The organism is Paraburkholderia sp. SIMBA_027 (assembly GCF_046535315.1).
Lineage (GTDB): Bacteria > Pseudomonadota > Gammaproteobacteria > Burkholderiales > Burkholderiaceae > Paraburkholderia > Paraburkholderia tropica.
Map to the genome: position 1 here is coordinate 1 of NZ_JAWRWY010001355.1, position 245 is coordinate 245.

The 245-nt window shown below is 58.0% G+C and carries 1 pseudogene; it reads left to right on the forward strand.

Features of this window, described 5'->3' with window-relative positions:
* Nucleotides 1–245, forward strand: a pseudogene (locus SB764_RS43595) (oxalate/formate MFS antiporter); the annotation flags it as partial.

Genomic DNA, 245 nt, shown 5'->3' on the forward strand with positions numbered 1-245 from the left:
TGCGCGCATCCCGATGACGCTCTTCGGCATGACCTTGCCGCTGCTCACGATGACGCTCTCGATCGACAATATCTGCAACGGTTTTACGCGCCCGCTGTGCGGCTTTATCTCCGACAAGCTCGGCCGCGAAAACACCATGTTCGTGATCTTTATCGGCGAGGGCGTCGCGTTGCTCGGCCTGATGCAATACGGCACCAATCCGTATGCGTTCATGACTTTCGCCGCGCTGATCTTCCTGTTCTGGG